The 23,330-nt window shown below is 63.0% G+C and carries 21 protein-coding genes; 9 read left to right on the top strand and 12 right to left on the bottom strand.

Annotated features, from left to right (window positions below; translation table 11 throughout):
- Positions 1-30: 30 nt before the first annotated feature.
- Positions 31-1,212, bottom strand: coding sequence for an aminotransferase class I/II-fold pyridoxal phosphate-dependent enzyme (locus CHB75_RS02830; protein ID WP_089269020.1), 1,182 nt, complete (start codon positions 1,210-1,212; stop codon positions 31-33).
- Positions 1,213-1,717: 505 nt separating this feature from the next.
- Between CHB75_RS02830 and CHB75_RS02825 the strand changes: the two genes are divergently transcribed.
- Both CHB75_RS02825 and CHB75_RS02820 read left to right on the top strand, forming a co-directional pair.
- A complete protein-coding gene (locus tag CHB75_RS02825; protein ID WP_089269019.1) occupies positions 1,718-2,197 on the top strand; it encodes a MarR family winged helix-turn-helix transcriptional regulator in 480 nt (159 codons plus the stop codon).
- Positions 2,194-3,438 (top strand): multidrug effflux MFS transporter, encoded by a 1,245-nt coding sequence (locus tag CHB75_RS02820; protein WP_141135064.1) that lies wholly within the window; start codon positions 2,194-2,196, stop codon positions 3,436-3,438. The genes CHB75_RS02825 and CHB75_RS02820 overlap by 4 nt, the downstream gene beginning before the upstream one ends.
- 62 nt (positions 3,439-3,500) lie before the next feature.
- Here CHB75_RS02820 and CHB75_RS02815 read toward each other — a convergent pair whose 3' ends face one another.
- Positions 3,501-4,832, bottom strand: a complete 1,332-nt coding sequence (locus CHB75_RS02815; protein WP_089269018.1) for an amidase — start codon at positions 4,830-4,832, stop codon at positions 3,501-3,503.
- A 50-nt stretch (positions 4,833-4,882) separates the two neighbouring features.
- Between CHB75_RS02815 and CHB75_RS02810 the strand changes: the two genes are divergently transcribed.
- Positions 4,883-6,148 carry a UbiH/UbiF/VisC/COQ6 family ubiquinone biosynthesis hydroxylase gene (locus CHB75_RS02810; protein WP_089269017.1) on the top strand — a complete coding sequence of 422 codons (1,266 nt, stop codon included), beginning with the start codon at positions 4,883-4,885 and terminating at the stop codon, positions 6,146-6,148.
- Positions 6,149-6,302: 154 nt separating this feature from the next.
- On the opposite strand, the gene CHB75_RS02805 is transcribed toward CHB75_RS02810, so the two are convergent.
- Positions 6,303-7,829, bottom strand: coding sequence for a DUF2125 domain-containing protein (locus CHB75_RS02805; RefSeq protein ID WP_176439046.1), 1,527 nt, complete (start codon positions 7,827-7,829; stop codon positions 6,303-6,305).
- 125 nt (positions 7,830-7,954) lie between these two features.
- Between CHB75_RS02805 and CHB75_RS02800 the strand changes: the two genes are divergently transcribed.
- Positions 7,955-8,704, top strand: coding sequence for an SDR family oxidoreductase (locus CHB75_RS02800; RefSeq protein ID WP_089269015.1), 750 nt, complete (start codon positions 7,955-7,957; stop codon positions 8,702-8,704).
- Entirely contained in the window at positions 8,701-9,321 is a 621-nt protein-coding gene (locus CHB75_RS02795) for an enoyl-CoA hydratase/isomerase family protein (protein WP_089269014.1), read from the top strand. The genes CHB75_RS02800 and CHB75_RS02795 overlap by 4 nt, the downstream gene beginning before the upstream one ends.
- Positions 9,322-9,423: 102 nt before the next feature.
- Here CHB75_RS02795 and ccoS read toward each other — a convergent pair whose 3' ends face one another.
- The 8 genes from ccoS to ccoN form a co-directional block, all read right to left on the bottom strand.
- Positions 9,424-9,582 carry a cbb3-type cytochrome oxidase assembly protein CcoS gene (gene ccoS, locus CHB75_RS02790; RefSeq protein ID WP_089269013.1) on the bottom strand — a complete coding sequence of 53 codons (159 nt, stop codon included), beginning with the start codon at positions 9,580-9,582 and terminating at the stop codon, positions 9,424-9,426.
- The gene (locus tag CHB75_RS02785) at positions 9,579-11,732 is read right to left on the bottom strand and encodes a heavy metal translocating P-type ATPase (protein WP_089269012.1); all 2,154 of its coding nucleotides are present in this window, start codon (positions 11,730-11,732) and stop codon (positions 9,579-9,581) included. Before CHB75_RS02785 ends, ccoS begins: the two co-directional genes overlap by 4 nt.
- Positions 11,729-12,190, bottom strand: coding sequence for a FixH family protein (locus tag CHB75_RS02780; RefSeq protein ID WP_089269011.1), 462 nt, complete (start codon positions 12,188-12,190; stop codon positions 11,729-11,731). The genes CHB75_RS02785 and CHB75_RS02780 overlap by 4 nt, the downstream gene beginning before the upstream one ends.
- The gene (gene ccoG / locus CHB75_RS02775; protein WP_089269010.1) at positions 12,187-13,725 is read right to left on the bottom strand and encodes a cytochrome c oxidase accessory protein CcoG; all 1,539 of its coding nucleotides are present in this window, start codon (positions 13,723-13,725) and stop codon (positions 12,187-12,189) included. Before ccoG ends, CHB75_RS02780 begins: the two co-directional genes overlap by 4 nt.
- A gap of 332 nt (positions 13,726-14,057) precedes the next feature.
- Positions 14,058-14,924, bottom strand: a complete 867-nt coding sequence (gene ccoP, locus CHB75_RS02770) for a cytochrome-c oxidase, cbb3-type subunit III (protein WP_089269009.1) — start codon at positions 14,922-14,924, stop codon at positions 14,058-14,060.
- Complete coding sequence (locus CHB75_RS02765; protein WP_089269008.1) at positions 14,911-15,135, bottom strand: cbb3-type cytochrome c oxidase subunit 3; 225 nt, start codon at positions 15,133-15,135, stop codon at positions 14,911-14,913. Before CHB75_RS02765 ends, ccoP begins: the two co-directional genes overlap by 14 nt.
- A gap of 19 nt (positions 15,136-15,154) precedes the next feature.
- Positions 15,155-15,904 (bottom strand): cytochrome-c oxidase, cbb3-type subunit II, encoded by a 750-nt coding sequence (ccoO, locus tag CHB75_RS02760; RefSeq protein WP_425439484.1) that lies wholly within the window; start codon positions 15,902-15,904, stop codon positions 15,155-15,157.
- Complete coding sequence (gene ccoN / locus CHB75_RS02755) at positions 15,904-17,505, bottom strand: cytochrome-c oxidase, cbb3-type subunit I (protein ID WP_089269007.1); 1,602 nt, start codon at positions 17,503-17,505, stop codon at positions 15,904-15,906. The genes ccoO and ccoN overlap by 1 nt, the downstream gene beginning before the upstream one ends.
- 172 nt (positions 17,506-17,677) lie before the next feature.
- Here ccoN and CHB75_RS02750 point away from each other — a divergent pair, with 172 nt between their 5' ends.
- A complete protein-coding gene (locus CHB75_RS02750) occupies positions 17,678-18,508 on the top strand; it encodes a universal stress protein (protein ID WP_089269006.1) in 831 nt (276 codons plus the stop codon).
- A gap of 2 nt (positions 18,509-18,510) precedes the next feature.
- Here CHB75_RS02750 and fnrL read toward each other — a convergent pair whose 3' ends face one another.
- The gene (fnrL, locus tag CHB75_RS02745; RefSeq protein ID WP_089269005.1) at positions 18,511-19,248 is read right to left on the bottom strand and encodes a transcriptional regulator FnrL; all 738 of its coding nucleotides are present in this window, start codon (positions 19,246-19,248) and stop codon (positions 18,511-18,513) included.
- Positions 19,249-19,467: 219 nt separating this feature from the next.
- Here fnrL and htpX point away from each other — a divergent pair, with 219 nt between their 5' ends.
- From htpX to CHB75_RS02730, 3 genes are all read left to right on the top strand, one after another.
- On the top strand, positions 19,468-20,397 hold the full coding sequence (gene htpX, locus CHB75_RS02740; RefSeq protein ID WP_089269004.1) for a zinc metalloprotease HtpX: 930 nt from the start codon (positions 19,468-19,470) through the stop codon (positions 20,395-20,397).
- Between the two features lie 287 nt (positions 20,398-20,684).
- Positions 20,685-21,941: a D-amino acid dehydrogenase gene (locus CHB75_RS02735; RefSeq protein ID WP_089269003.1), complete on the top strand. Its 1,257-nt coding sequence runs from the start codon at positions 20,685-20,687 to the stop codon at positions 21,939-21,941.
- A 69-nt stretch (positions 21,942-22,010) separates the two neighbouring features.
- On the top strand, positions 22,011-23,330 hold the full coding sequence (locus CHB75_RS02730; protein WP_089269002.1) for a cytochrome-c peroxidase: 1,320 nt from the start codon (positions 22,011-22,013) through the stop codon (positions 23,328-23,330).

Raw genomic sequence — 23,330 nt, 5'->3', positions numbered from 1 at the left:
TTTGTCGGTTTTTTTGCTCTTGTTGCGGCTCTAGTTGCCATACAGACATTCCCGGAGCCGCCCGAGCCCGTCCTTCAATTCATCCAGCGGGGCCACCATCGCGACGCGGATATAGCCCGCGCCGGGGTTGCCCTCTTTCGTGTCGCGCGACAGGTACGCGCCGGGCAGAACCCGAACGCCTGTCTCTTGCCAAAGCTTCAGCGCCGCCGCCTCGCCATCCTCGACCGGCAGCCAAAGGAAAAAACCGGCCTCGGGCGGCAGATATCCGGGCACATTGCCGAACATCCGGTCCGCGACGGCGAATTTTTCCTGATACAGGCGGCGGTTCTCGACCACATGCGCCTCATCGGCCCAGACCTTTTCGGCCACACGCTGCAACGGCAGCGGCAGCGGCGCACCGGCATAGGCCCGCAGCTGACGGATGCGCGCAATGCTTTGCGGCCCCCCGGCAACAAACCCGGATCGCAGCCCCGGCAGGTTCGACCGTTTGGAAAGCGAATGGAAAATCACCACGCGCTCCGGGTCCGCGCCCATGTCGCGCGCCACCTGCAACGCCCCGACCGGGGGCGTGTCGCGGTAGATTTCGGAATAACACTCATCTGCCAAAATCTGGAAATCGTGTTTTTCGCCCAGCGCGATCAGCGTTTCCCAATAGGCGCGATCCGCCACCGCGCCCTGCGGATTGGCGGGCGAACACAGATAGGCCAGCGTGGTCCGGTCCAGCACCTCGGTCGGCAGGCCAGCATAATCCGGCAGATGCCCCGTGGCCGCGGTGGCAGGCACGAACACAGGTTCGGCCCCGACGGAAATCGCGGCGACCATATAGACCTGATAGAACGGATTCGGCGTCAGAACGATGGGCTGCTTGCCGTGCTTCGTCTCGGGACACAGCGCCATCGCGGCGTTGTACAGCCCTTCGCGCGTGCCGTTCACCGGCATCACGTCCGTCTCGGGATCAACCGAAACGCCATAACGTTGCTGAATCCAGGCCGCTATCGCATCGCGCAATTCCGGCGTGCCATCGTTCGGCGGGTATTTCCCGAACTCATGGGCGTTTTCGGTGATGATCCCGGTAATCCACTCGGGAAAGGCGTGTTTCGGCTCTCCGATCGTCATATGCGCGACGGGGCCACCCGGAGCATGGGCGTCCAAAAGGCTCCGCAGGCGCGGAAACGCATAAGCCGGAAGGTTCGAAAACCGCTCGGGAAACATATTCATCTGCCTCTGAATGCGGGATCATAGGCGCCCCGCTTTGGGGCAGGATACGGAATGCCCGCGCCCACGTCCAGAAAAAGCAGGGGTGTTTCGGGACCTGTGGCAGGAAAATCGCATGGGCCAACCCGGCCTGAATTCGCCTGACATGGTTAACGCCCGTAATACGCGGCCCAGCCCCCTCCCCTGCCGTGCCGCTGCTGTCAAACGGCCCGCGCACCTGATCTGCATCAGCCCCCCTGCCCTACCGCCAGAGAATCGGAAAGCGCCGCATTTCACGTCAAAATTGAATGATTTCAATAGACGGACCACGGGCATCAGCCATTCCATTGCCGCAGGATTCGGGAATCGTACCAACAGGTCAGGTCGCACTCCCCTTGGGACCAGCGGCCAGATCACAACCGGCCCCTCCCCCTTTGGACAGGCAATCGCCCCTCTTGATTTCCCGACGCAATATAGTAAGTGAACCTTATATTATTTCAGACTTATCGAATTTCGGATCCCCATGTCCCGCACCATCGACCCCGACAGCCTCGGCTTCCTGCTCAACGATCTGGCCCGCCTGATGCGCGCGGCCTTTGAACATGAGATCGCGGCAGGTGCCGTCCCCGTAACCCCGTCCGAGGCGCGGGTGCTGGCCAACATGTACCGTTCCGGCCCGATGCAGCAGAAAAGGCTCGCCTGCCTGCTGGGCGTCGCCCCGATGAGCCTGAGCACCTTCCTTGATCGCCTCGAAGCCGCCGGTCTGGTGGTCCGCAGCCCCGATCCCGACGACCGGCGCGCCAAGCTGGTCAGCCTGACCCCGGCCGCCGGACCAGTCCTCACCGAAATAGCCGAGGCCGGCCTTCGTGCCCGCCAGATCGCCACCAAAGACATAGACGAGCCGACCCTGGAACAATTTCGCGCCACCGCCCACCAGATCCGCGACACCCTTGATACGGCGCGCACAGCGCGCATCGCCAGCGACAGAAAGCCAACCGAATGACCGACCAGACGCCCCCCGCCACGCCGCTGATGTCCGCCCGCCGGGTCAGCCTGATCGGCGCATTGCTTGTTGCCGTCGGCCCGGTTTCCATGGCGATCTACACGCCCGCGATGACCGAACTGGTGCATGCCTTCGGCGTCAGCCAGTCAGCGATCAAGATGACCCTGACGCTCTATTTCGGCGGTTTCGCTGTTGCCCAGCTTGTCGCAGGCCCCCTCTCTGACGCGCTGGGACGCCGCCCCATCATCATCGCCTTCATGGGAATCTACTGCGCCGCCAGCGTCTTTGCCCTCTTTGCTCCCAACGTCGAAACACTGATGGCCGCCCGTTTCCTTCAGGGCATCGGCGCCTCTGCTGGCGTGGCGATCTCGCGCGCGCTGGTGCGTGACCTGTTCAAGGGCGAGGACTCCAGCCGCATCATGAACCTCATCGGCATCATCCTCGCCCTCGGGCCGGCACTTGCCCCTACCCTCGGCGGCGTCCTGCTGGGGATATTCGGCTGGCGATCAACCTTTGTGGTTATGCTGATACTGGGGCTCACGATCATCACCGTGGCCACCTTTGCCCTGCGCGAAACCGTCACCCCCGACCGCAGCCGCCTCAACGTCCGCACTCTGGGCCGCACGTACCTCATGCTTCTGACCCACCGGCACTTCATGACAACGGCGATGGTCATGTCGGGTGCCCTCGGTGCGCTCTACGCTCAGGCCACATTCCTGCCCTTCATCCTGATGGACGAAATCGGGCTGACACCGGCGCAGTTCGGCCTTGGAATGCTGATGCAATCCGGCTTCTTCTTCACAAGCTCTCTGACCGTGCGTTTCCTGATGGGCCGCGTCTCGGCCTACCGCCTCGTGGCACCGGGGCTTGGGTTCATCCTGCTTGGCAGCCTCGGCACGCTGTCCCTTGCCTTCGGCGCGCTCAGCTTTTTGCATGTGATGATCCCGGTCGCGATCTACGCCATCGGCATCGCCTTCATCATGCCCGCCATGTCCACCGCCGCCCTGGCCCCTTTCGGGCGCGAGGCAGGCTCGGCCGCTTCGATGATGGGCTTCCTGCAAATGGGATCGGGGCTGCTGATCGGCTCACTTGGCGCGCTGATGGGGGATGCCGTGCTGGCCATGGCCCTGCTGATCCCGCTGATGGGCGCGGCCGCCTGCATCGCCTACCTGATCTACCGCAGCCACCCGCATCTGGCCGAACCCGAGCCCAAACCCGTCATGCCCGCCCCCCGGGGCTGACCCCCGGCTTCATCGGTCCAAAAACAACCCGGCGGGGGCAGCGCCCCCATCCGCCCTGCCAATCAACGCAACGCCGCCTCAACGCCCAGCGCCAGCCGCAACAACTGCGCCTCTCCGCCCGCCGTTCCCAGCAACTGCAACCCGCAGCTCGGCACACCGGTGGGCAAGCTCATAGCAGCCACCCCCATCAGGTTGCCAACCCGCGTGTTGCGCAGGGTCAGCAGGTTCTCGGTCACGTAATACTCCCCCTGCTCCATCAGCTTGTCGGCCTTGGGCGGCAGGTTCGGAGCCGTGGGTGACAGCACCGCGTCATAGCCTGCCATGCGGGTGGCCCAGACCGCCCGCGCATCCTCCAGACGCCGCCAGGCCGCAACATAATCCGCTGCGGAAAAGGCACGGCCCCCCTCGAACCGCTCGCGGATCGGGGCGAACATCAGATCAGGATGTGCCTCGATCTTGTCGCGCCAGATCCCCCAAGCCTCGCCGGTATACAGCACCGGCGCATCGCCCATGGGCCCAATGATTTCGGGCGCATCGACCGGCTCGATCACCGCGCCAGCGGCGCGCAGCCGCTCCAGTGCACCGGCATAAGCCGCCGCAGGTCCGTCACGCAGGTCGTCCATCACGATGGTTTGCAGCGCACCAAACCGCCGTCCGCGCAGATCCGGCATCCCGCCGGTATCCATCGCCGGGGCGCCCAGCAGCGCCGCCAGCATCTGCGCCGCATCCTCGACCGTTCGGGTCAGCGGTCCCACCGTGTCGAACTTTGCCGCCAACGGCACCACGCCGTTCAGCGACAACAACCCCGAAGTGGTCTTTAGCCCCACCAGATCGTTCCATCCCGCCGGGATCCGCACCGATCCGCCCGTGTCCGACCCGACAGCCGCCGCCGCCAGACCAAAGGCAACCGACGCCGCCGCCCCGGACGATGACCCGCCCGACACCGCCTCCGCGTCATTCACGCAGGGCGGCGATGCGGTGACGGGGTTCAACCCCAGCCCGGAAAACGCCAGTTCCGACATATGCGTCTTGCCCAGACAGACCAGCCCCATGGCCGATGCGTCCCGCAAAACCTCTGCATCCCGCTCTGGCACCCGGCCTGACAACAGCGCCGTTCCCGCCTCGGTCGCCACACCTGCGGTGTCGAACAGGTCCTTCCAGCTGACCGGCACACCATCCAGCAACGACAACCGCCGCCCGGACTTGGCCCGCAGCCCGGCAGCACGTGCCTCGGCCAGCGCCCGTTCCGGCGTCACGCGGGCATAGATACGGTCGCTCTCGGGATGCGCCGCGATGGCGTCCAGAAACACCTGCGCCAGCGTTTCGGGGTCGATCTCGCCCCGCCCGATACCGCGCCCCAGATCCGATGCGCTCAAAGACGTCCAACCCTGCATGCCGTCACTCCTTTTTCGTGTTGTCGGGGACGGTAGCGGCAGTGCGGCGCATGGACAATCCCGCCCGCACGACCATATTGCGCCTTATGACAACAGACACGACATATGACAGCGACATCCTCGTCATCGGCGGCGGCCTCAACGGCAGTTGCATGGCACTTGCCGCCGCCCAGGGTGGCCTGACCGTCACGGTCATCGATACGCTCAGCGGTGAAACCCGCGCCGATCCGGCGTTTGACGGGCGCTCCTACGCGCTCGCCGTCACCTCGCAGCGGATGCTGGCCGCGCTGAACCTGTGGCAGGGGTTGGCGGACCACGCCCAGCCGATGCAGCAGATCAAGGTCACGGATGGTCGCGTCGGCGACAGCGCCGCCTTCCTTGGCCTGTCCTTTGACGCCGCCGAAATGGCCGACGGCCCGATGGGCTACATGGTCGAAGACCGGCACCTGCGCGCCGCCCTGCTTGACGCCCTTGCGGCGACGCCGGGCATCACCCACCGCACCAGCGCAACCGTCGTGGCCCAAAGCACCGATACCACAGGCGCTTGCGTCACCCTCTCGACCGGGGAAACCCTGCGCGCCCGCCTGCTGATCGGTGCCGATGGCCGCCAAAGCGGCACCGCCACCCGCGCGGGCATCCGCCGCACCGGCTGGACCTATCGTCAAAGCGCGCTGGTCTGCGCCATCGCCCATGAAAAGCCCCACAACGGCATCGCGCACCAGCTGTTCCTGCCGCCCGGGCCGCTCGCGATCCTGCCGCTGACCGAAAACCGCAGCGCAATCGTCTGGACCGAAACCACCGACATGGCCCAGCGCATCAACGCCTTGCCCGAGGAGGATTACCTCAAGGTCCTGCGCCCCCGCTTTGGCGACTTCCTCGGCGCGATCAGCCTGGCCGGTGCACGTTACACTTATCCGCTGGGGCTGACCCTCGCCAATGCCCTGACCGCCCCGCGCCTTGCGCTGGTGGGCGATGCGGCCCACGGCGTGCATCCCATCGCCGGTCAGGGCCTGAACGCCGGCCTGCGCGATATCGCGGCCCTTGCCCATGTCCTGACCCACGCCATACGGCGGGGCGAAGATTTCGCTTCCCCGCAGGTGCTCGACCGCTACGCCGCCTGGCGCCGCTTCGACACGGCGACGCTGGCACTGGCGACGGATGTGTTCAACCGCCTGTTCTCGAATGACAATCCACTGCTGCGCGGGCTGCGCGATCTGGGGATGCGCATGGTCAACGCCACCCCCGACATGCGCCGCGCCGTGATGCGCGAAGCCGCTGGCCTCTCGGGCGATCTGCCCGACCTCATGCGCGGCTGATCACGCAACGTTCCCAACACGCCGCAAAGCAGCCCAACCGTCGATCAGCGCGTCACACCGGCCACAGGCGCCGAGGCGTCGGGCCGCAAGGCCCGCAGCCGAGATATCAGCGCGCGCGGCACGCGCGCTCCGCCGGATCACCGCAGGGAAAAGGTCAGCGGATGCGCTGACCGTTGGCCAGGATCTGACCGTTGCCCTTGACCACAATGTCAGACTTCAGGCTGTCCTCGCCATCGCCGGGGACCGAAAACATGCTCATCATCATGCGTGCACCCATGGCGTCCTGCTCCTTCAGCACACCCATCGCGATCAGCCGGTCGATCAGCGCGTTCCCACCCGTCAGGCTGAACGACACCGACCCGTCCGGTGCCGGCATACCGTCGAACGTCACAAGGTCGCTGTTGTCAAAGCTGAAATCGCCGGTGCCGGTCAGCCGCGCCCCGACCGCTTCCACAATCAGCTCCTTGAGCGTCAGGGTGTTCAGCTCACCCGGCACGCCGCCGGTCTGTTCAAGCAGCGCCACCGCCTCGGGATCGAACATGTTCACAAACGGCGTCACAGTCCCGACCAGATCGACCGAAATCGTCGCCGGATCGCGCGGCAGTGTCCTGGCCGGGTCAAATAGGTTCCACAGCACATCCGACATGGTGAACCCGCCCAACGTCATACCAATGGCCATGTCCTGCGGCTCGTCGGCCGCCGCCATCGGGAGCGTCAGGTTGGTACGGTTCTCAGCCATCTTGGCCGACACCGGAAAGGGAAAGTCCGGCGTTTTCATATCCAGCGTCACGCCCAACGAACTGACGTCATAGGTCATCGCTTCACTGGACATGGCCATGCGGAAATTCGACGATTCCGTGCTCGTCTGGCCGCTGGTGGTCTTGCCCGCCTCAGTCACCCCGAACTGCATCGACCCGCCGGAATGCGCGAACGCCCCATCGAATGCAAAACCCTGCGCCAGCATCGCGGCCGGGTCTTCAGGATCAATCTCCAGCGGCACCTTCACGGACCCGTCGATCGACAGATCGGCCATGCGCCCCGAAAACAATCCGTTACCGGCCCCATCCGGGTTGTTGAATGCAAAATCGTAGGCAACGCTGCCCATGCTCATGACCTGCGAAACCTCACGCATGTCGCCCAATGTTATGGTCGACTTGCCTTCGACATCGTTCATCGTGACATCGAACCGCGCCATATCGCGGCTCAGCGGCGCACCATCGACCACCAGTTCCGACAAAACCATGCCCAGCGTATCGGCGTTATAGTCATACACCATGTCACCGGGCGTGCCCGACACGACCATATCCAGTCCGTTTTGTGTGTAATTGACCACCATATCGACAGGCTTTGCATCCTCGGGTCGCGCCGTCAGCGTGATCGGCATTTCCGCAGGGAACACCACGGACACAGATCCGTCGTCCATCTGGGTCAATACAATCTTGTCGGCGGCAAAGCTGAAATTGCCCTCGCCCTCGGGCAGATCCATGCTCAGAACGAAATCGCTGATGGTCAGCGCATCACCGCTGGCCTGCTCGGCTCCCGACACCGCATAGCCAAAGCCGCTCATGTAGGCTTCAAGATCGTCCCAGACCTGCTGAGGCGTGATATCGGCGCTTACCGGTGCAGCAAGCATGAACGCGCCAATGGCACTGCAACTCATAAGGTGTGTGGTACGGTGCATCAAAGGCCCTCTCTGTTCGCAATTATTTTCCCACAGCTTCGGCTTCGTGGCACCCATGGTCAAGGGGCTGGACCCCGACAAAAGCAGCCTTTACCAAAGTTGCGGGACACCAAAAGGAACATGCCATGGATATGACAGGGAAAACCGTGATGATCACCGGCGCAAGCCGCGGGATCGGCGCCGAAACCGCGCGGGTCTTTGCCGCCGCCGGGGCCAATGTCGCATTGATCGCCCGCAGCGCCGATGCCATCGCAGAACTTGCCGGGGAAATCGGCCCGCAGGCCGTCGCCATCCCCTGCGATATCTCGCGGTACTGGGAGGTCGCGAAGGCCGTTGAAAACTGCCAGACCGCCTTTGGTGGCCTTGATGTGCTGATCAACAATGCCGGGGTGATCGAACCCATCGCGCATCTGTCCACCGCCGATCCCGACGCCTGGGATCAGGTCATCGACATCAACGTCAAAGGCGTCTTTCACGGCATGCGCGCCGCTGTTCCGCTGATGAAGGCCGGTGGCGGCGGCACGGTTCTGACAATCAGTTCCGGCGCCGCGCACAGCCCGATCGAGGCATGGTCACAATATTGTGCATCCAAGGCTGCCGTGAACATGCTGACCCGGTGCCTTGACCTCGAAGAACGCGCCCACGGCATCCGCGCCATCGGCCTGTCCCCCGGCACCGTCGCCACCCAGATGCAGCGCGAAATCAAGGCTTCGGGCGTCAACCCCGTCAGTCAGCTTGACTGGAACGTGCATATCCCCGCCGACTGGCCCGCCCGCGCCCTGCTCTGGATGTGCTCGCCTGAGGCCGACACATGGCTGGGCGACGAAATTTCCCTGCGCGACGAAGGCATCCGCAAAACGGTCGGCCTGATTTGATCGGGCTTTCGCAGGACGGCGGTCTCTGGACGGTTACGATCAACCGTCCGGACAAGGCGAATTCCCTGACAGCCGAGATGCTGGAAGAGCTGTGCCGCATTGCCGAATCCGCCCGCGACGCCCGCGCCCTTGTCCTCACCGGCGCGGGATCGGTCTTCAGCGCCGGTGCCGATCTTGACGCCGCCCGCGCGGGTCTGGCCGTCTCGCCGCTCTGGGAACGTCTGTCCGGCGCGCTGTCACGGCTGAACGGGCTGACCATCGCCGCGCTCAACGGCACCGCCGCCGGGGGTGCGCTGGGGATGGTGCTGGCCTGCGATCTGCGCATCGCGGTGCCCTCGGCCAGGATTTTCTATCCGGTGATGAAGCTCGGCTTCCTGCCGCAACCCTCGGACCCCGCGCGCCTCGCGGCACTGGTCGGGCCGTCGCGCGCCAAGATGATCCTGATGGCCGGGCAAAAGATCCCCGCGCCCGAGGCTTTGACATGGGGTCTGCTGGATCGGATCGTCGAGCCAGACGCCCTGCTAACCGAAGCAGCGTCACTGGCCGCCGATACAATGGGCGCAACGCCGGAACATGCCGCAGCGATCAAGACGCTGATCCGTCAGCGCCCGGCCTAGCCCCGCCCATATCCGAGCCATACGCTTTCCATACGCAAACCATACGGCTGCCATACGCCGTTTTTGCCTTAAAACATGGGATTTTCGCGGTTTTCGCCGACCCTATTGCCGTGGCGCATCATCCCAGCGATCATCCAGAACCCGCTGCCGATCACCCTCCGGATCCTCATACTGACGATGCCGCAGGGTCCAGACAAAGCACCCCAGCCCCAGCAGGCCCAGCGTGACAGATACCGGAATGAGAAAGACCAGAACGTTCATTTTGTCGACCTCATGGCATTTGCAGAAACGGTCAGCGAAGACGTGGACATGGCAATCGCCGCAATCAGCGGCGAGGCAAGGCCAGCCAGCGCAAGTGGTACAGAAATAACGTTATATCCCAGCGCAAGGCCCATATTCTGGCCCATCCGGCGACGTGCCCGGCGCGATTGCGCCAGCGCCTCGCGGATCGGCATCAGGCTGTCCGACAGCAGCACGACATCCGCCAGCGTCCGCGCCGCATCCAGTGCCGTCGCGGGGGCCAGCGACGCATGCGCCACCGCCAGCGCCCCGGTGTCATTCAGCCCGTCGCCAACCATCAGCACCCTGTGCCCCGCATCCGCACGCGCCTGCAACCACGCGGCCTTGCCCTCCGGCGTCATCCGCGCATGTGCCTCCGTCAGCCCCAAAGCCCCAGCGATACGCCCCACCGCCCCCGGCGCGTCCCCCGACAGCAGCGCCACGCCGATACCATCCGCCCGCAGTGCCGCAATGCAGGCCAGCGCATCCGGGCGCAACTCTTCGGCAAAGCGAAAGACGGCAGGGGCGTTGTTTCCCTGTTGCAGCCAGACCTCGGACGCCTCTGGGGCAGTTTGATCCGGGGCTACCCATTCGGGCCGACCCAACCGGAGCCGCTGACCGTCAAGGCTACCCGAAACACCGGCTCCGGCCGTTTCCTCAAGATCCTGAACCGTGGCAGGGGTCAGCCCGCGTTGCTTGGCCGCCGCGCAGATCGCCCGCGAAAGCGGATGCGACGATCCGACGGCCAGACCCGCCGCAACCGCCAGATCACGGTCCGAAGGCGCGTTCTTCAGCGCCATAATGCCGGTGGTGAGCGTACCGGTCTTGTCGAAAACAACCTCATCGATTTCCGACAACCGCTCCAGCGCGGTGCGGGATTTTACCAACAATCCCATACGGAACAGCCGCGCCGTGGTGACTGTCGAAACCGCTGGAACGGCTAATCCCAGCGCGCAGGGGCAGGTGATCACCAAGACCGAAATGGCAACCTCAAGCGCGCGGCCGACCTCGCCCGTGGCCCACCACCAGCCGACAAAGGCACCAAGGCCCAGCAGATGCACGGCCGGCGCATAGATCCGCGCCGCGCGGTCGGCAAGCCCGGCATAACGCGACTTCTGCATTTCGGCCTGGGCGATCAGATCCGCCAGCCGATGCAGCGTGGTGTCCGTCCCCGCCCGGGTACAGCGCACCAACAGCGGCGCGGTCAGGTTCATTTCGCCCGCCGCGACCAGCTCGCCAACTGCACGCAAATCGGGCATAGTTTCACCGGTCAGGGCCGCGCAGTCGAGCTCGGTCCGCCCTTCAAGGATAATACCATCTGCCGGAATGCGGCTGCCCGGGGTGACACGGATGATATCGCCGGGCACCAGCGCGTCAGCCCGGACCACCTGATCCCCACCATCCCGCACCAGCACCGCCTGCGGCGAGGCAAGCGCCGCAAGATCCGCCGCCGCCGATTTGGCCGCGTGACGGCCCAGATGGTCCAGATACCGGCCCACCAGCAGAAAGAATGTCAGCGCCAGCGCGGCGTCGAACCAGCTGGCCCGGTCGGACAACCCCAAGGCCCCGGCCAGCGACACAACCGCCGAAAGTCCGATGGCCAGCGCGATCGGCACATCCATGTTAAGCCGTCGCACCGACAGCGCCCGAAACGCCGAGGCAAAGAACGGCCGGGCCGAAAACGCCACTGCCGGCAGCGCAATCGCCGCTGCGATCAGGTGAAACACCTCACGCGTGGCGTCGGCCGCGCCGGACCAGACCGCCACCGACAGCAGCATGACGTTCATCATTGCAAAGCCCGCAACGCCGATCCGCATGAGCAGATCGCGCCCGACCGCGCTTTGCCCCGCCAACGGACCGGTGTCCAGCACCTGCGCCCGGTGCCCCAACCGCGCGAGCGTGTCGATCAGGCTATCTGCATCTACATCCCGCTGGACCGACACATAGGCCCGTTTCTGCGTCAGGTTCACCCGCACATCCTTCACGCCCGGCAGGGCACCAAGGCCATCCTCGACCGCAGCGATACAGACGGCGCAATGAATGTCGGGCAGGTGCAGAGTGATGTCGCTGGCCACCGGCGAGGCGTCCCGAACGTCGGGCGCGGCAACACATCCCGGGCAGGCCATGGTCATTTTGCGATACTTACGATCAGCTGCTGTTCGAACAGGGTGCCGTCCATCGCATGTGCCAGCACGTCCACGCGCCACAGACCCGATGCCAGATCCAGCGGCGCGCTCAGTTCGCTGTCGAAATGCGGGGTCACGTCCTCGGCGGATTCGGTCGGTCGGCCCACGGTGACAGTCAGGTCCTCCGGGTACTGAAGTTGCCCCGTGCGGTCGGTGATCGCGATGGTCAAACGTCCGTCACGATACTGCGCGGACGCCCCCCAACCCAGTGCATCCTGGGCGGCGCGACGGGCATCAAAGGACTGGCTTGCCACGTAGCTGTTGGGCACCTCAAGACCGGGAAATGTGCGCACCGCGTTGAATGCGAGCACCAGATTGACCGCAATGATGATGCCAAAGCCCGCAACGAACATTGCCAGCACGTGCCGCCCGGTCAGGGGGCGTCCCTCATTTTGCACAGTCATTCGGTGCCCTTTCCGGTAAAGTTGGTTTCCACCGCCGCACGCTCACCGGATTCGAGGCCGGTGACCCAGAGCCGCAAATCGCTGCGTGCACTTTTCGCCAACGGGGACCCGGCGGGAGCGTCGACATAGACCCGCGCCTGCCCTTGGGAATCCGCAGGCACCGTGATCTTATCCGTCTCGCTGCCTTCGACTGTAATGATCAGGCCCGGCTTGTCCAGCGACAGGTCAAAGATCTGCTCGGTGCCTTGCTTGTTACGTACGCGGACATCGTAGGCGTTACGGATCGTGCCATCGGCCAGCACCACATGGGTCGGATTTCGGATCGGCGCGACAGTCATCTCGACTTCGGGGCGCAGGAAAAGCGCAAAGACAAGCGCGATGCCGATGCCCGACCACAGCCCCGCATAGATCAGGTTACGCGCGCGCAGGACGTGGCGCCAGACAGACTGCGGCGGCTGGCCTGCCGCCTCGGCAGGGGCGTCAGACAGCGCGATATAGTCGATCAGGCCACGCGGCTGGCCGGTCTTTTCCATCACCTCGTCACAGGCATCGATGCACAGTGCGCAGGTAATGCAGGCCATCTGCTGCCCATCCCGAATATCGATTCCCATCGGGCAGACGTTCACGCAGGCATTGCAGTCGATACAGTCGCCTTTTGCCACGGTATTCTTTGGCACGCGAAGCCCCGAAGGCATGCCTGGCATCGGGATCACCGGCGAACGGGGGCCGATCTGCGGGCCTGCGGCGCGGATCGATGCCTCGGCCTCTTCTGCGGCGGCGCGGCGGCGCAGGCCCTTGCCGCGCGGCTCTCCGCGCCAGTCGCGATAGGCAACGGTCAGCGTGTCCTCATCCATCATTGCCGCCTGAATGCGCGGCCAGGGACACATGTAAATGCAGACCTGTTCACGCATGAACCCGCCAAAGACAAAGGTTGTCGCGGTGAGAATGGCAATCGTGATGTAGGCAATTGGCGGCGCACTGAAATTGGCGAGGTCCACCAACAACGTCGGCGCGTCGGTAAAGTAAAAGACCCAGGCACCGCCGGTAAGCAGTCCGATCACCAGCCAAACCACCCATTTGGTAATGCGCAGACGCCACTTGCGCAGGTCCCATGGGGCCTGATGCAGGCGGACGCGCGCGTTTCGGTCACCCTCGATCCAGCGCTCGACCAGGATGAACAGGTCGGTCCAGACGGTTTGCGGGCAGGCATAGCCGCACCAGACGCGGCCTAGCGCTGCGGTGAACAGGAACAGGGCTAGGCCCGCCATCACCAGCATCCCGGCGACGAAGTAGAATTCGTGGGGCCAGATCTCGATCATGAAGAAATAGAATCGACGGTTCGCCATATCGATCAGCACGGCCTGGTCCGGCATTTCTGGTCCACGATCCCAGCGCAGCCAAGGCGTGATATAATAGATCCCCAGTGTCACCACCAACAGCGTCCACTTCAGACGACGGTAAAATCCGGAAACCCGCCGCGGAAAGATCGGCAGGCGTGGGGCATAAAGCGATGCGGTCGGCGTCGGGGTGGTCATATTCAAGATCCCATATATTCCATTGTCTCATGCAAAGGGGGCGCCCGACCGGCATTGACCTGCATCAACAGCAGGTCGGGATATTGGTTTCTTCATCCTCGAACAGCGCCACGTAAGCCGGGTTGGCGCTTGCCAGTGGAGCGGCGCGGCCTTCGAGGCACGATACCTCATGGTGGGAAGGCGGTCGGCCACTTGGATCTTGGTGTCCAAGTCACCAAACAGCCCGCCGACTTGGTCAGGCATATGTCCGGCCGGCCGCGTCTTGCTGATTCCGGGCTGGGATTGCCCCCCCCCCCTTTAGCGGTGGTTCGAATTCCACACCCTGCGCTCTGTTATTCCTCCGACGTCGCCTCTCCGCCACCCAATTGGTGCACATAGGCGGCCAGCGCGCGAACCTCAGCCTCGTCCAGCCGTGGGCCCCATGCGGGCATGACCCCAAACCGCGCCTTGCTGATCGTGGAGGTCAAAGCCGCCGTGTCGCTGCCATAAAGCCAGATTGCATCCGTCAGGTTCGGCGCACCCATCTCTCGGTCACCCTTCGCGTCCTCTCCGTGGCAGGCCGCGCAATTGTCGGCGAACAATTGACCACCCTCGCCAGCCAATGGATCGGCACCATCGGACATGGATTGGATGTGGACCACCAGCGTATCGATCTCGGGCCGGGAAAGAATGTCCCCAAAGGCGGGCATCTGGCTGAAATGCGCGTCCGGATCTTCTGTATTGCGGATACCGTGGCGAATCGTGGTGGCGATCTGTTCGATTTGCCCACCCCAGAGCCAGTCATCGTCCAAAAGGTTGGGATACCCCGTCGCACCGGCCGCACCGGCGCCGTGGCACTGTGCGCAGTTGTTGGCAAACAGCGAAGCACCCGCCTGAACCGCAAAGTGGTGCAGCGGCGCGTCCGATTGCAGGACGTTCAGATCCGTGGCCTCAAGATCGGCGCGCAAACCGGATTGGGCCGCATCCACGGCGGCAATCTCCTCCGCTACAGCGCCACGCGTGGACCAACCCAGCACGCCAGAGGTTGCGCCACTAACCAAAGGCCAGGCCGGGAACAGGATCGTATAGCCCACAGCCCAGACGATGGTGGCATAGAGCGTCCAGAGCCACCATCGTGGCAGCGGGTTGTTCAGTTCTTCGATGCCGTCCCAGCTGTGACCGGTGGTGCCGACATCTTTGTCATCTTCATGCGTTGTCATGGGGCACATCCAGACGGGTATTGGAGGAAGTCTCGGCAGGGTCTTTCGCCGAGGTCAGCTCGTCGTCGTTAAAGATCGAACCCGCAGCCTGAGCGTACTCGTCCCGTGCACCGGGGCGAAAGACCCACAGGATGCAGCCAATGAAAAAAGCGAACATGGCAAGCAGCACCCAGCTGTCAGCGATCTGTCGAAATATCGAATAGGTGTCCATCAAGGCTCTCCTTTTTCACTCAGCGGCTGGCATCGGGCTGGAAGGTTGAAAAATCTACCAGTGTGCCCAGCATCTGCAGATAGGCGACCAGTGCATCCATTTCGGAAATACCGGGCTGCCCGTCGAAACTGCGGACCTGCGCGCCGGGATAGCGTTCCAGCAAACCATCATAGTCTTCGTCCGGATCGACCTGCACGCGCGCATCCGCAACCGCATTTTCGATCATCTCGTCGGTGTAGGGCACGCCGACCAGGCGGTGCGTCTTCATCAGCGCCGTCAGGCCTTCGGGTTCGAACCGCGTCCGGGTCAGATAGTCGTATTTCGGCATCACGCTCTCGGGGACAAGCGACTGCGGATCCGAAAGGTGCACCACATGCCAATCGTCAGAATAGCGCCCGCCAACCCGGGCCAGATCCGGCCCGGTGCGTTTGCTTCCCCACTGAAAGGGGTGGTCGTACATCGATTCAGCCGCCAGTGAATAATGGCCGTAACGCTCATTTTCATCCCGCATCGGGCGGATCATCTGACTGTGGCAGACATAGCAGCCTTCGCGCACGTAAATGTCACGCCCCGCCAGTTCCAGTGGCGAATAGGGGCGCACACCGTCAACCTCTTCGATGGTGTTTTCCAACCAGAACAGCGGCGCGATTTCGATGATCCCGCCGATCGTGACGACAAGGAAGGACAACACCAGCAAAAGGGTGGCATTACGCTCGATCTTGGCGTGGCGATCCAGAATCTTTGGTTTTTGTGTATCGCTCATCGTCATTACTCCGCAGGAATGGCGTTATTGGGGGCGCCCTGGTGAACCGGAGCAGCGCGAACGGTCATCCACATGTTCCAAACCATGATCAGCGCACCCGCCAGGAAAAGACCGCCACCTGCGGCACGGACCACATACATCGGGAACTTGGCAGCAACCGTGTCGGCGAAGGAGTTCACGAGGAACCCGTTGGCATCCACTTCACGCCACATCAGGCCTTCCATGATGCCGGTCACCCACATCGACGCGGCGTAGAGAACGATGCCGATCGTGGCGAGCCAGAAGTGCCAGTTGATCGCGCTCATCGAATACATCCGCGCGCGGCCCCAAAGCTTGGGTGTCAGGAAGTAGAGGCAACCGAATGTGATCAGACCGTTCCAGCCTAGCGCACCGGAATGCACGTGACCAATGGTCCAGTCAGTGTAGTGCGACAGAGAATTGACCGCACGGATCGACATCATCGGGCCTTCGAAGGTGCTCATACCGTAGAAGGCAAGCGAAGCTACGAACATCCGGATGATCGGGTCGGTGCGGATCTTGTCCCAGGCACCTTCCAGCGTCATCAGGCCGTTGATCATGCCGCCCCAGCTGGGCATCCAGAGCACGATCGAGAAAACCATGCCCAGCGTACCGGCCCAGTCAGGCAGCGCAGTGTAGTGCAGGTGGTGCGGACCGGCCCAGATATAAAGGAAGATCAGTGCCCAGAAGTGGATGATCGACAGCTTGTAGGAATAAACCGGGCGCCCCGCCTGTTTGGGCACAAAATAGTACATCATCCCCAGAAAGCCGGCCGTCAGGAAAAAGCCAACGGCGTTGTGGCCATACCACCACTGCACCATCGCATCCTGCACACCCGCAAAGACCTGCACGGATTTCGAACCGAAGATCGACACCGGGATCGAGATGTTGTTGACCACATGCAGCATCGCCACAGTGACGATAAAGGCAAGATAGAACCAGTTAGCGACATAGATATGCGGCTCGCGGCGCTTGATGATCGTGCCGAGGAAAACGGCAAGGTAGCAAACCCAGACGATTGTCAGCCAGATATCAATGTACCATTCAGGTTCGGCATATTCCTTGGATTGGGTGGAACCCAGCAGATAGCCGGTCGCGGCCAGCACGATAAAGAGCTGGTACCCCCAGAACACGAACCAGGCGAGGTTTCCGCCCCAGAGACGCGCGGCAGACGTCCGCTGGACGACATAGAACGATGTTGCGATCAAGGCGTTGCCGCCGAATGCAAAAATAACGGCCGAGGTGTGAAGCGGGCGTAGCCGACCAAAGTTGGCATAACCCTCGGACCAGTCGAAGTTGAGCACGGGAAAGGCCAGTTGCAGCGCAATGAACACGCCCACCAGAAAGCCTGTGACGCCCCAGAACGCAGTGGCGACGACACCATAGCGCACCGGCCCATCCATGTAGCCGCTGACGTCGGGGAGAGGCTTATCCTCGTCCACCTGCCGCAACTGCCAGAGGAACATGCCCCCAGCGACCAGCATGATAATGACCGCATGTACCGTATAGGCCAAGTCATGCCCGAAATTGGCCGCGATCGCAGCAAGAAGCGCGATCATGGCAAACATGGCGAGCTTTAGGTAATCCATGTCAACTGTCCCCAATGGTTATTTCAGCCGCCAGACAGAGTCCGGGATGCCGTGTTACCGCATCCCTATCCCGTCGGCGCATGGGGCTGCGTTGATCTGAATCAAGGTCGGGTAAGAAATTCCGTACCAGACTATGCCGTATCAAAGTGCACCTTAACAAAGGATTTCTGCCATGGAATTCCCGACCCTATGTACCCTGCTGCCCGAAGCCGGGGCGGATCGGACGCTCGAAACCGCGATCGCCTGTGCGCGCCGGTTCAAATCGCATCTCGATGTCGTCTGCACCGCGTCCCCGGCGATAAATACCGCTGACTTTGGCGCGGGGTTTGGCGTCGGCGGTGCGATCATCGCCGATACGATCGAAGAAACCAGCGCCCGGCTGCGCGATACCGACGCCATGGCCCGCAAGCGCCTTTCGCGTGAAGACATCAGCTGGAGCAGTCAGGCCCTGATGGCCGGGGGCGGCGGACTGGCGCAGACGGTAAAGGACGCCTGCCGCTTTGCCGATCTTGCCGTTCTGGCACGTCCGAACGGCGAAAATTTCGAAGTTGAATCGCTTTTCGACGCGATCCTCTTTGGAACCGCCCTGCCGATTCTTCTAGTTGACGGACCTGAGGTCCCGGAATTCAATCGGATCACCATCGCCTGGGATAGTTCTGATCAGTCGCTGGCGGCGGCAAGGGCGGCGCTGCCTTTGTTGCGGCAGGCCAAGGTCGTGACCGTTCTGATGGTGGATCCGCCCGAGTCGCCTGCGGGCCGTTTTGCCCCCGGCGAATGCCTTGCGACCTTCCTGTCGCGTCATGATATCGAGTGTGACATCGACCTGCTGCCCCGAATGAAGGCGCGGATTGCCGATGTGATCAAACAACACACGAGCGATACACAGTCGGATCTGCTGGTCATGGGGGCGTACGGCCATTCCAAACTGCGTGAACAACTGCTGGGCGGCGTTACCCGCGAGTTGGTTCAGAACTCGGGCATGCCGATGTTCCTTGCCCGGTAGCCTCAGATGGTTCCGGTCACCTCATCTTCGCCGACTTCGAGTTGCAGGCGCTCGAAGTCGGGAATTGTAATGTCGCGGCTGTCGCCAAGCGTGATCAGCCCGGCTTTGCGTAGCTGCGTGAGTTGTCGGCTGACGGTTTCAATCGTCAGCCCAAGGTGGTCGGCAATCGCCTGTCGCGACAACGGGAGATGCAGTGCGACCGGCATTTCCCGCGGTTCACGCTTAGTGACGGCAGCCTGCCGCCGCGCAAGCGACACAAGGAAGGATACGATCTTTTCCCGCGCAGTCATCCGCCCGAGTGTGACGGCCATCCCGCGTGCCACGTCCAGTTCATCCAGGGTCATGGACAGCAGGCGTGATGCGATATGCGGCGTGTCGCGGACAAGCCTTTCAAATTGCTGCCTCTCGAACCGGCACAATGTGACCTCGCTCACCGCTTCGATATCGAACAGCGACACCGCGCGCCCCGGACGCCCGATGAAATCGGCCGGCAACAGCAACCCGACCGACTGTCTGCGCCCGTCTTCCAGCGTACGCGACATGGTTGCACATCCGACGACCAACGACGAAAGATGCGTAAGCGGCTCCCCAGCCGAGGCAATGGAGGCGCCGGGAGCATAGGTCCGATAGCTTTTTAGTTGTTCGAGAACGGCAAGCTCGTGCGCATCGCACTCTGCGCAGACGGCAGAGTGGCGGATGGGGCAGTTCTGGCAGCTGTCGTTGCGGGGCGACATGTTCATGGGTTCACTATGCCAACATCCTGGGCGCTATTCAATCTGCGCGTGCTGCATAGCAGAATGCTGACCAAGCACCCGTTCCCCCGCACCACATTGCATGAAATCGATCAGCGAACGCCGCCCGGCACAGTAGAATTTCCGGGCATCCTTTCGATCAGCACTTCTTATCGCCGCCTCCCTCACTGCCTATATACAATCGAGTAGGTGAGCGGAGGTACGGAGATGGGATATTTCAAGACGGCCATTCTGATGGCGGCAATGACCGCGCTGTTCATGGCAATAGGCTACCTTCTGGGCGGCGCGACCGGTGCGACGATTGCCCTTGTCATCGCTGCGGGCATGAACGCGGTCACATGGTGGTCCTCGGATAAAATGGTGCTGAAAATGCACAACGCGCGTCCTGTTGGCGCGCGCGATCCAAGCGGGCTGTCCCAGATGGTCCGCGAGCTGTCCGACAACGCCAGACTGCCGATGCCTGCGGTCTACCTGATCGACACGCCCCAGCCGAATGCCTTTGCCACCGGGCGCAACCCTGCGAATGCCGCCGTCGCTGTGACCACCGGTCTGATACATAACCTCAGCCGCGAAGAACTGGCCGGTGTGATCGCCCACGAGCTGGCCCATATCCGCAACCACGACACGGCTATCATGACCGTGACGGCCACCTTTGCCGGTGCGATTTCCATGCTGGCCAACTTTGCGCTGTTCTTTGGCGGCAGCCGCGAGCGGCTGGGCATGATCGGCACACTCGCTATGATGTTCCTGGCCCCGATGGCCGCCGGACTGGTGCAGATGGCGATCAGCCGTACCCGCGAATATGCCGCCGACAAGGCCGGGGCCGAGATTTGCGGTCATCCGCTTTGGCTTGCCTCTGCGCTAGAGCGGATTCAGGCTGGGGCGTCGCAAATAGATAACGCAACAGCCGAACGTAACCCCGCCACGGCGCATATGTTCATCATCAACCCATTGCATGGCGGCAAATTCGACAACCTTTTCGCAACCCATCCCGCCACGGAAAACCGCGTTGCGGCCCTGCGCCAGATGGCCGGATCAGCCCCTGCTCGTACACCGCGACGCGAATCTGTCACCGGCAATTCGAACATCCCGCATGTGCGTCGCGGCGGCGGCAGATCACTGGGTCCATGGAGCTGAATTGGGGTCTGGCGTGGCGGTGCCCGGCAAGCTGATAGATCGCGGCCTTTGCGCGCGAGGGTCGTCACATTACGTCCAAGGCATTGGCCATGCGGGCAGCGCCTGACCGGCTGGCGTCGGCCTATGTGTTGAGGGCCGGTTCAATGCCTGTCGCTCACTTCTGCCCCCCAGCCTGCCGTTTTCACACAATTCCCACTCCCTGACCAAGGCTACTGCGCCTCGCGCCTTGTGGACCAACGCCACCCGACGCATGCTGGAGTTGAACCGGGAAAAGGATTGGGACCGCCATGAAAGTCGTCGTGATGGGAGCAGGTGTCATTGGCGTGACCACCGCATATTACCTCGCCAAAGGCGGTGCCGAAGTTGTCGTGCTCGACCGGCAGGCCGGACCCGGGCTGGAAACAAGCTATGCGAATGCGGGTGAGCTCAGTTACGGCATGACCTCTCCCTGGGGGGCCCCCGGCATCCCGGTAAAGGCCTTGAAATGGCTATTCATGAAACGGCGCCCACTGTTCATCTGGCCGCTTATCTCCCCCACGATGTGGAAGTGGAGCGCGCAGATGATCAGCAACTGCAACGACGAAAGTTATCGCATCAACAAGGGCCGGATGGTGCGCATCTCGAACTATTCGCGCGATGTGATGCCGGACCTCATCGCCGAGACGGGCATCGAATACGACGGACGCGCGCAGGGCACTTTGCAGCTGTTCCGTACGGCCAAGCAGATGAAGGGATCCAAGGCCGATCAGGATATCCTTGCCGAATATGACAGCCCCTACGAGGTTCTGGGCCGCGACGCCTGCATTGCCGTCGAACCGGCCCTGGCCGAAGTGCGCAACAAGTTCGTCGGCGGGCTGCGCCTGACCGCAGACCGCACGGGCGACTGCCGGATGTTCACCATCGCCCTGGCCGATAAATGCGCCGAAATGGGGGTCGAATTTCAATACGGCCAGTCGATCCGCGCCATCGCCATCGAAAATGACAAGATTGCAGGCGTCGATACTGAACTGGCAGGGCGTATCACGGGCGATGCCTATGTCTGCGCTCTGGGCAGCTTTGGCCCGCGCCTGCTCAATCCCATCGGGGTCAGGCTGCCAGTCTATCCGGTCAAGGGCTACTCGGTCACTCTGCCCGTCACCGACGATGCCTATGCCCCGCAATCCACGCTGATGGACGAGACGCACAAGGTGGCGATCACCCGGCTGGGCGACCGCATCCGTGTTGCCGGCACGGCCGAGATTGCAGGCTATTCCAACCGCCTTGGGCCGCACGCCACTGACACGGTCAAACACGTCATCAGCGATCTGTTCCCCAAGGGCGGTGATATCACCAAGGCCGAAGGCTGGACAGGCCTGCGCCCGATGACCCCGGACGGCACACCCGTTCTGGGCGGGTCACGCTATGACAACCTGTTCCTCAATACCGGGCACGGCACGCTGGGTTGGACCATGGCCTGCGGGTCGGGCCGTGCCGTGGCTGATGTGGTGCTGGGCAAGACGCCCGAAATCGCCATGGATGGGCTGACGGCGGAACGCTACGCCTGACGCGCGCCCGGTCCCTTGCGGTACCGCTCCCGCCCGGCCAATATGGCGGAAGCAGCGGGGAGTTTGTTCATGCGAAACGGGATTGCGGCGATCTTTGTCAGCCTCGCGCTGGTGCCTGAAGTCTGGGCGCAAGAGATACCCGCGCCGATAACCGATGCCGCCTATGCGCCGGTCGATCCGGCAGAGGCCGCCTTGGGTCAGCTGCTGTTCTACGACTCGATCCTGTCGGGCAACCGCGAGGTGTCCTGCGCCACCTGCCATCACCCCCGGTTCGGCACCGGCGACGGGCTGTCCCTTTCGCTGGGCGACGGCGGCATCGGCCTAGGCCCGGACCGGCGCGCCGACCCTGCCAACCCGCCAGAGGCCCGCGTGCCCCGCAACGCGCCCGCCCTATTCAACCTTGGCGCGCACGAGTTCACCCGCCTCTTTGACGATGGCCGGATCGAAGTCGATCCCGCCCGCCCCGGTGGTTTCCGCACCCCGCTGGACGACGACATGGTGGTAGGATTCGCCTCGCTTCTTTCAGCTCAGACCATGTTCCCCGTGGTCAGCGCTGATGAGATGGCGGGCCATGTACAGGAAAACGACGTATCCCGCGCTGTGCGACAAGGGCTGATCACCGGTCCGGGTGGCGCGTGGGACATGATCGCACGCCGGGTGGCAGCAGTGCCGGGTTATGCTGACCGGTTTCCCCAGATCTATCCGCATATCACAGGGCCGGACGACATTGCCTTTACCGATATCTCGAACGCCATTGCCGCCTTCATGGAACTGGAATGGCGTTCCGACACGTCACCGTTCGATGCATACCTGAGAGGCGAAAGCACCCTGCCGACGACCGCGAATAAAGGGATGGAATTGTTCTACGGCCGCGCCGAATGCAGCACCTGCCACTCTGGTCCCTTCCAGACCGACCACGGTTTTCACGCCATGGGCGCGCCCCAGATCGGGCCGGGCAAGGCAGCAAAATTTGAGAGCCATTTCCGAGACGAAGGCCGCTATCGCGTGACCGGTAAGGAGGAGGATCTCTATGCCTTTCGCACGCCATCCCTGCGCAACATCGCGCTGACCGCGCCCTATGGCCATGCCGGGGGACATGCCGATCTGGCTGGGTTCATCGCTTCCCATGCGGACCCCGCCGCGGGATTACGAGACTACGACATAACTCAGGCCGTTCTGCCAAACCTGCCATTTGACGACGGGCTTCTCATGGCCGACGCAGAGGAGGTCGCCGCCATTTCCGCCACCGCGACCTGGTCAGTCCCGCTCAGCGACGATGACATCGCGAACCTCGTGGCTTTTCTTGGCACTCTCACCGACTCTGCCGCCATGAAGGGGCGGCTGGGCGTGCCGGAAAGCCTGCCCAGCGGGCTACCGGTGGCGCGCTGA

Source organism: Puniceibacterium sediminis (assembly GCF_900188035.1).
Classification (GTDB): domain Bacteria; phylum Pseudomonadota; class Alphaproteobacteria; order Rhodobacterales; family Rhodobacteraceae; genus Puniceibacterium; species Puniceibacterium sediminis.
This window is presented reverse-complemented; position numbering and strand designations above follow the sequence as displayed.